Below are 8,034 nucleotides of genomic sequence, written 5' to 3' on the forward strand. Positions count from 1 at the left end.
TTTTCCGCATGATCTCAAGGGAAAACAAGCAGCCTGACAGGCGTCGCCCCACCCTTTTCGGGCGGGTTCGATTCCCGTCGCCCGCTCCACTTAGACGTCGAAAATGATAAGTACCCTTTTGCGTTAGCGAGTATGCCCCAAGGGGGTCAAGAAATTCCCTTCCGTTAGCGAGTGTGTAGCGCGTTTGCTCTGACCTGCAGAAACGCTTTCCTCTCTTTCGACTGAGTGAGCGTTTGCGTTAGCAGGCGTTGATTTGGTCGAGGCGGACGCTATGGTTGGCGGCTTCGGTAACGAGTTCAGCGTCGTGGGTGATGACGATGACGACGGCACCAGTGTCAGCGAGTTTGCGCATCACTTGTGAGATCGCGACGAGGTGCTTGTAGCCCACACCTGATGTCGGCTCGTCGAAAATGTAGACCTTCTTGTTCGCAGCAAGTGCTGTGGCGATGACAAGGCGTTGGCGTTGCCCACCAGACAGCGCTTGCGGATGATCGGACTCGTGGTCGGTGAGGTCGAGTTCTTTAAGGATCGCGTGGGCGTCGATGTGTTGTTTTTCGACTCTGGTTGCCCCGAGCGTAACTTCGTCAATGACTGTGTCTGAGAATAGCTGCCGGGTGGGGTCTTGCATGACAAGGTATGCGTCCCGGCTGGCGAATTTTTGCCCATTGAGTGTGATGGATGCACCTTTGGCTTTTTCGAGTCCGCAGATGATGCGTGCCAGTGTTGATTTTCCTGACCCGCACGGGCCTAACAGTGCGGTGATTTTCCCTGCCGGGAAGAGCAGATGGCCGATGTTGAGAACCGGGTTTCCGTGGCGGTAGGCGAAGGTGAGGTTGTCAATCTCAAGCCCATCTCCTGCCGGTTCCGGAAGTTGTGGCATAGGCACAGTCACTAGGGATCGCAGCCCAAGCTGTTTACGCTCCTCATCTGGCATGGCATAAAACTCCTCGCCGGTTGCGGTGAGGGCGATGTTGCCTTTGTCGAAGCAGTAGACACGGTCAGCAATCTCGGAAAGGAAACTTAGCCGGTGTTCAGCAATGATGATGGTGTGTCCATCGGTTTTGAGCATGGCGATGAGTGTGGCGAGTTGGTCGATAACGTCAGCGGACAAGTTCGCGGTCGGTTCGTCGAACACGATCAGCGACGTGTTGTTGCACATGGCGACGGCGCAGGCCACGCGTTGCATCTGCCCACCCGACAGTTGTGTGACGCGGGATTCCAGCAGGTCAGCGATACCTAACTCGGCTGCAACCTCGTCAATGCGCACACAAATCTCTTGAGGGTCGCGGCCGAGGTTTTCTGGGCCGAAGGCGAGTTCTTGGCGCACGTGGGTGGTGTAGAACTGGGTGCGCGGGTTTTGAAACACTGTCGAACAGTGGTGGGCAAGCTCTGATAGGTCTGCTCGTGCCACGTCAATGTCGTCGACTGTGACGGTTCCGGTGAGGTCGCCGTCGTGGAAGTGCGGGATGAGCCCGTTAAACAGCCGTAGCGCGGTGGTTTTCCCCGACCCTGACGCGCCACACAGCAAGGTGACGGTTCCAGGTGTGATGGTGATGGTTGCGTCATTGATTGAGGGGTGGTCTGCTCCCCGATAGGTGAAGGTGACCCCAGTTGCTTGGGCTGTTGTCATAGGGTGATTCTCCATATCGCGAAGCTGATAACGATGAGCAGAATGACCGCGTCGATCACACGGAATTTCACGACCGTGACTGAGGTGGGCTTTGCGGTTCCGCCCAGTCCGCGTACAAGGGCGGCCGATGCCAGTTCGTCTCCGCTGCGTACCACGGTCGATAGCAGCGGGATTGTGAAGTACTGGGCCGAACGCAGGGAAAGCGCGGACATGCCGCGTAGTTTCATGGCATCTGAGATCGCTTTAACCTCGTGGCCGATCACGGGCAGCACACGTAACGCGACTGAGATCGGGATCGTGAAACAAGTCGGGATCCGTGAGCTGGCGAGTGCTTTTTGCAAGGTGGCAGGTCGGATCACGCCGATCGCGTAGGCTCCCATTCCTGCGCTGACACTGAATCGCCACATCCACTGCAAAAACAGCACGAGGAACGCGCTGGCCGTTGACTTCCACACCAGTGGTATCACGAAGACGAGTGTGCCGAGAGCCGCAAACGTGGCCAGGTAGACGGCCACCCAGCTCGGGCGCACGAGCGTGTTGGGGTTGATCGTAGCGCTCGCCAGCATCACGGCGGCGAATCCGCCCAGAGCACACACGAACCACGGCGAGTAGGCACTGTAGATCGTGGTGGAGACGATGACGAGCGCTACGATAATCGTGCGCGGGTCGGGAAGTTTAGACAAGACCGGCCCGTTCAAAGTGTTTGCGCGCCACTCGGGTTCCCAACAGACCAGCAAGCCAGCCAACGATGAGCATCACGACGAAGAAGCCCAACAGAATCGGAATCGTGACAACCTGCGCCATCTTCGCGGCATACTCGGCACCCATTTGTTCGGCGATCTGCGACATATATGCGTCTTGGTTCATAAATAGCGGCATCCACGGGGAAACATAGATTGGCAGGATAAACAGTGCATATGCCAGCGGGACACGAACTTTCACGTTCTTCGGCCCCTTGGTGATCACCAAGTCAGCGAGCAGGCCGAACACAGCGGCGATCGCGATTCCTCCCACCCAATGACCCGTTACGAAGAAGAGGGCTTCGATGAGGATCAGCATGATGGTCAATGCCCCCATCTTCGGAGTGCGGGCAGTAAACAGCGCGAACACGGTGCCGTTGACGAGAATGGAGAGTAAGAAACCGGCATACATGGCGGCGGGGATGAACCCGAGCATTCCGAATGCAAACACGATGACAAACATCAAAGCGGTGAAGACGCCGATATTGATGAAGTCGCGCGCGTTGAGGCGCGAGGATGTGGGTGTGGACATAGTTTTTCCTTTCATGATTGTGAACAGTGCTGTGTTTTAGACGAGTTGCCATCCGGCGGCGTTGATGCGTTCTTGCCAGAAATCGCGGTATTGACCTGGCTGGTTGACCAGCTCGTCGTGGCACCCGCGCTGGGCGATACGCCCACCGTGGGAGAGCACAATGATTTGGTCAGCTGACCGAATGGTTTCCAGTTTGTGGGCGATGACAATAAGTGTGGAGTGTTTGCGTAGCTCATTCATCGCCGCAACAATGTTGGCTTCATTTTCCGCGTCCAACGCGCTGGTGGCCTCATCGAACAGCACAATCGGAGCTTTCTTCACCAAGGCGCGAGCGATGGACACTCGTTGGCGTTCCCCACCTGACAGTGCACGCCCGCCAGAACCCGCCAATGAATTCCAGCCGTCTGGGAGGCGGTTGACGATTTCCGTCACGCCCGACAGGTCAGCGGCCCACCTGATTTCTTCATCGGTAGCTTTAGGGTTGCCAAGGCGAATGTTGGCCTCGAGCGTGTCATTGAATAAATAGACGTCTTGGAAGACCAGGGATATCTGGCGCATCAAATCTTCGGTGGTCTGCTCGCGCACATCAACCCCGCCAACGCGTACGCTGCCGGACTGCACATCCCAGAAACGTGCAACCAACCTCGCGATTGTGGTTTTTCCGCAGCCGGAAGGGCCAACCAGGGCACACATGCCGCCTTGCGGGACATGGAAGGAAATATCACGGAGAACCGGGGTGTCCGGATCGTAGCCGAAGGCGACGTCCTCGAAACGAACATCACCAGGAGCGCTCACCGGGGTGGAGACATCGGGTTCGGACAGTTCGGGAGCGTCCATGACCTTGTCGACGTGATTCATCTGCTGGCGGCGTTCTTCCAGCCCGGTCATGCAGCCACCGATGTCTTGGAGCATGGTGGTGAACCGCAGGCACATGCCGATGGTGACCACAGCGTTCAACGCATTCATCTGCCCGCCGAGGGCGAGTTGGGCGGTCAGCCAAATCATTACCACGACAAGGGCTTGGACGAACACTCCGTTTATCAGGTTCGCTAATGTTTCGATCCACAATGCTTTGCGGCTTTTGCGGTCAGCCTGTTTGAATGCCCGATCAAGGGCCGGGTAGTCATCGGCGACATGGCAGGAGCGCAGCGCGCCTTGGCAGGTGGCGAATTCGACCATGCGAGCCGCCAGCTCCGATTCTGCTGGTTCGGAAACCTGCTTGCCCTTATCGAGAAGCACACGGGAGATATGAAGGAAGGCGAGCATGATCGGGAAGGCGATCGTCAAGGTCAGTCCCAGCCGCCAATCCCAGAACCACGTGCCCACAGTGATCACCAGCACGGCTGAGAGTTTTTGGACGAGGGAAAAAATGAAATGTGCCGCCGACTCACCCAAGTTCATCATTTCCTGGGTGACCATGCGCGACAGCCGTCCAGAACTACCCGAATCGAACACTCCCAACGGTAGGCGGGCTACCTTGTTGCCGACCGCTTGGTGTACGTCGTGAATGAACCCGAGGGCCCCGATATAGCCGGTGCGCATGCCATAAAACTCCGTGCCCACGCCCAGCACCGCGATTACCGCCAAGGCGATGAGCCATCCCCAAAACGATAACCCCCACACCGGCATTCCGGTCGCTAGGGCACTTGCTGCGGGAAGCAGAGTCAGCAGGGCAAAGCCGTGACACAGTCCTGAGACCGCACCCCACGCTTGACCGACCGAGAGGTCTCGCCACGAGGCGGGTTCCATCAAACGCTTAAAGCGTGGCAGCAATAGTTGATTCATCGTGTCATCTCCTCGCATGCACCTTGGGCAAGAAGTGCCTGATAGTGCGCATTACCCACCAGCTCGTCGTGTTTACCGACCACAGCAATGCGCCCGCGTTCCATGACGACGATTTGGTCTGCCCCTCTGATCGAGGCCAGTCGGTGGGCGATCACAATCACGGTTCTGCCTTTGGCAAGAGTCGAGAGAGCTTGTTGGATTTTCGATTCCGATTCCGGGTCCGCCATCGCCGTCGCCTCGTCCAACACCAACACTGGGGCATCAACCATGAGCGCCCGGGCGATCGCGATACGGGCTGCCTGCCCGCCCGAAACGTGGGTATCCTCACCCAACACAGTGTCGTAACCATCTGGCAGGCTCATGATGAACTCGTCGATCTGCGCCGCCCGCGCCGCCTGCCGCACCTGATCCAAGGTTGCGTCTGGCGCGCCTAGGGCAATGTTGTTGTGGATGGTGTCGCGAATAAGCTGTGCATCTTGCAGGACGAATGCGACCGTCGAATACAACACATCCTGGGAAATGCTCTTTAGATCAACCCCGCCAATAGTGATCGTGCCAGCGTCCGGGTCATCGAAGCGGGCAATCAAACTCGCCAACGTCGACTTTCCCGTACCCGAAGGCCCAACCAGCGCAGTCACCGTCCCCGCCGGAATTCTCAGGCTCACCTCGTCTAACGCTTGGGTCTCGTCATAGGCATACGACACACCCCGAATCTCAATATCATGACCCTTTGGCGTCTGCGGCGCATCGGGCTGACTCAACGCCGGTAGCTCCATGACGTTCACCAACCTCACTGCCGCAGACCCTGCGAGCTGGTACGACCAGGCGATGGTTGCGATTGCCATCAACGCTCCCGGCAACACCAAGGCGATCAACGTGGTCGTTATCACCTCGTAGATGCTCACCCAACCGGCGTTCATCATCAACGCGCCACCGCCAAGGTTCACGATCAACAACACCGGGATCGACACCCACGAAAATGAGGCGACCGACATCGACACCAGCGGCATACACCACGCCCGGTAGAACTTAGAAAACTCGTTAGCTGCATCTAAATAGGCTTTATGTGCTTGGCCGACCTTGCCGAACGCTTTCACCACTGAGATACCGGCAACGAACTCGGCCATCGTTGCCGAAACCTGAGCGAGCTTGGTGTCCATTTGCGCGGTCTTCTCATTCATCCCACGCATCGACATGCCATACATGCCCACATAAATCGGAATCGTCGCAATCGACAGCAGAGCGAGCCGCCAATCCACCACGAACGCATAGGCCAACAAGGCGAGCGGGGATACGATCGCGTTCAGTTTCTCAATCGGCCCGTGCGCAATCACTGTGTGCACCGTGGCCGTATCATCCTGAATGGTCTTGCGGATCTTTCCCTCACCCTCGCGGGTAAACCACGACAGCGGAGCAGTCGACATGCGGGCGGCAATCTGGCGGCGCATTTGATTACGCAACGACAGGTCAATAAAATGCGTCACGCCCAATGCAACAAAATATAAGGTCAACCGGGCCATGTATGCGCTGACGAGGAGCATCACGATCCAGTTCACCCGCGCCGGGTCCACCCGGTCTTGCATCAGCGCAGCTCCCAGCTCCACCAAAGCCACATAGGGTGCGATAGCCAACACACCAGAGGCGAACGCTAAGACCTGCGCGACAAACAGTTTGCCTTTCACTGGCTGCGATAGCTGACGGATCGCGTTCTGGCCAGCGACAGATTTTTCCTTCGCCGACCCATACTCGCCTTCAACAACCTGATCCATTACAATATCGTCCACGCAAACACCATCCTTATTAGATAAGGGTAACCTTACTTTATTTCTGGGAGGTGTACCTAACCGTGCACGTCAACTGATATGAGCATCACCCTTTCAGGGCAATCCTCACCTGTTCACCGGTGCGGAACACGAACCGGATCCCGTCCTCGTCTACGATGGCGTGGTCGATGAGAGCGCTCCACTGTGAGGGGCGGAACTCGCTCACAGGTTCGCCCGTGAGATCGTCGAGGGCTGTAGTCACGGCCGCATGTTTGGCTGTCTTTGCTGTGATGTCGGCTTCGAGGCTTGTTTTACGTGCGAGTGTCTTACGGTAGGCAGTATCGAGTTCGGTGTACTTGTTTTGGTAGGCGTCCTGGTCGAGCGCGCGTTGCTGGTTTTCCGCAATCAGTGCTTCGATCTGCTCGGTCAGCTCCACGATTTTCGCCTGGCAGGCGGCGGCTTGTTCTTCCAAACGGCTCGTATCGAACATGTCGCCAAGCACCTGCGGTAGCTGGCTTTGCTGCGGACGGCAGGCGATCAGTTGATTGAGCGCTTGGACGAAAGAATCCTTGATCTGCTCGTCTTTCACCGTCGCGCTGCTGCAGGGATGTTCGTCTGTGTATTTGTGGTTGCATTGCCATACTGTGTATTTGTATTTCGTGTTCGACGCCCACGTCTTACGCCCATACCACGCCCCACACTGAGAACATTTCAGCCTGGTGGAGAACAAGCCGACTTTCGCTGACGATATGTTGCCATGCCTGGTGGCGAGTTCGTATTGCACCTGATCCCAGATGCGCGGTTCGATAATTGGCTCGTGATTGCCTGTTACGTAGTATTGGGGCACTTCACCCTCGTTGACCTTCATCTTCTTAGTAAGGAAATCGGTGGTGAACGTCTTTTGAAGAAGGGCGTCGCCCTTGTATTTTTCGTTGGACAGGATGGAGCGCACTGTCGAGGTTGACCACACTTCTTTCCCGCGCGGGGTGAGAATCTTGCGGGCAGCGAGTTCGGTTTTAATCTCACTGATCGCCATCCCGTCAAGGAAAAGCTGGTAGATCAACCGCACGGCCGGAGCCTGCGTCTCGTCAATGACGAGGCTGCCATCCGCGTCTTTCTTGTATCCGAGTAGGGATTTGTAGGGAACCATGACTTTCCCATCGGCAAAACGTTTCCTGTGCCCCCAGGTCACGTTCTCGGAGATCGAGCGGGATTCTTCTTGCGCCAAGCTCGACATGATCGTGATCAATAGCTCGCCTTTGGCGTCGAAGGTGTAAATATTTTCCTTCTGAAAATAGACCTCGACACCTGCATCCTTGAGCTTGCGCACGGTAGTGAGCGAGTCGACGGTGTTGCGAGCAAACCGGGACACACTCTTGGTGAGGATCAGATCGATTTTACCTGCCAGGGCGTCATCGATCATGGTTTGGAAACCTTCGCGACGTTTCATAGAGGTGCCAGAAATACCTTTATCGCAGTACATGCCCGCGAACTGCCAATCATTACGTGAGCGAATATAGGTGGTGTAGTAGTCAATCTGAGCCTCGTAGGAGGAGGTTTGTTCTTCCATCTCGGTAGAGACGC

The 8,034-nt window shown here is 56.6% G+C and carries 6 protein-coding genes; all 6 read right to left on the minus strand.

The annotated features are described in order from the left end of the window. Positions 1–238 precede the first annotated feature (238 nt). A complete protein-coding gene (locus tag HMPREF2975_RS11795; RefSeq protein ID WP_048707901.1) occupies positions 239–1,630 on the minus strand; it encodes an ABC transporter ATP-binding protein in 1,392 nt (463 codons plus the stop codon). After that, positions 1,627–2,313, minus strand: a complete 687-nt coding sequence (locus HMPREF2975_RS11800; RefSeq protein ID WP_005395771.1) for an energy-coupling factor transporter transmembrane component T family protein — start codon at positions 2,311–2,313, stop codon at positions 1,627–1,629. The genes HMPREF2975_RS11795 and HMPREF2975_RS11800 overlap by 4 nt, the downstream gene beginning before the upstream one ends. Beyond that, on the minus strand, positions 2,306–2,902 hold the full coding sequence (locus HMPREF2975_RS11805; RefSeq protein ID WP_048707908.1) for an MptD family putative ECF transporter S component: 597 nt from the start codon (positions 2,900–2,902) through the stop codon (positions 2,306–2,308). The genes HMPREF2975_RS11800 and HMPREF2975_RS11805 overlap by 8 nt, the downstream gene beginning before the upstream one ends. A gap of 36 nt (positions 2,903–2,938) precedes the next feature. Further along, positions 2,939–4,687, minus strand: a complete 1,749-nt coding sequence (locus HMPREF2975_RS11810) for an ABC transporter ATP-binding protein (RefSeq protein WP_048707911.1) — start codon at positions 4,685–4,687, stop codon at positions 2,939–2,941. After that, positions 4,684–6,471, minus strand: coding sequence for an ABC transporter ATP-binding protein (locus tag HMPREF2975_RS11815; RefSeq protein WP_048707912.1), 1,788 nt, complete (start codon positions 6,469–6,471; stop codon positions 4,684–4,686). Before HMPREF2975_RS11815 ends, HMPREF2975_RS11810 begins: the two co-directional genes overlap by 4 nt. 85 nt (positions 6,472–6,556) lie before the next feature. Next, the coding region (locus tag HMPREF2975_RS11820) for a recombinase family protein (protein ID WP_083314580.1) at positions 6,557–8,034 on the minus strand (1,478 nt) is incomplete at its 5' end.

Origin of the sequence: Actinomyces sp. HMSC065F12, from assembly GCF_001814535.1 — a bacterium.
GTDB classification, from domain to species: Bacteria; Actinomycetota; Actinomycetes; order Actinomycetales; family Actinomycetaceae; genus Pauljensenia; species Pauljensenia radingae_A.

What these genes read in the sequence shown, in the direction of transcription:
- HMPREF2975_RS11795 (WP_048707901.1), bottom strand. Translation starts at nt 1,630, where the DNA reads ATGACAACAGCCCAAGCAACTGGGGTCACCTTCACCTATCGGGGAGCA.
- HMPREF2975_RS11805 (WP_048707908.1), bottom strand. Translation starts at nt 2,902, where the DNA reads ATGTCCACACCCACATCCTCGCGCCTCAACGCGCGCGACTTCATCAAT.
- HMPREF2975_RS11810 (WP_048707911.1), bottom strand. Translation starts at nt 4,687, where the DNA reads ATGAATCAACTATTGCTGCCACGCTTTAAGCGTTTGATGGAACCCGCC.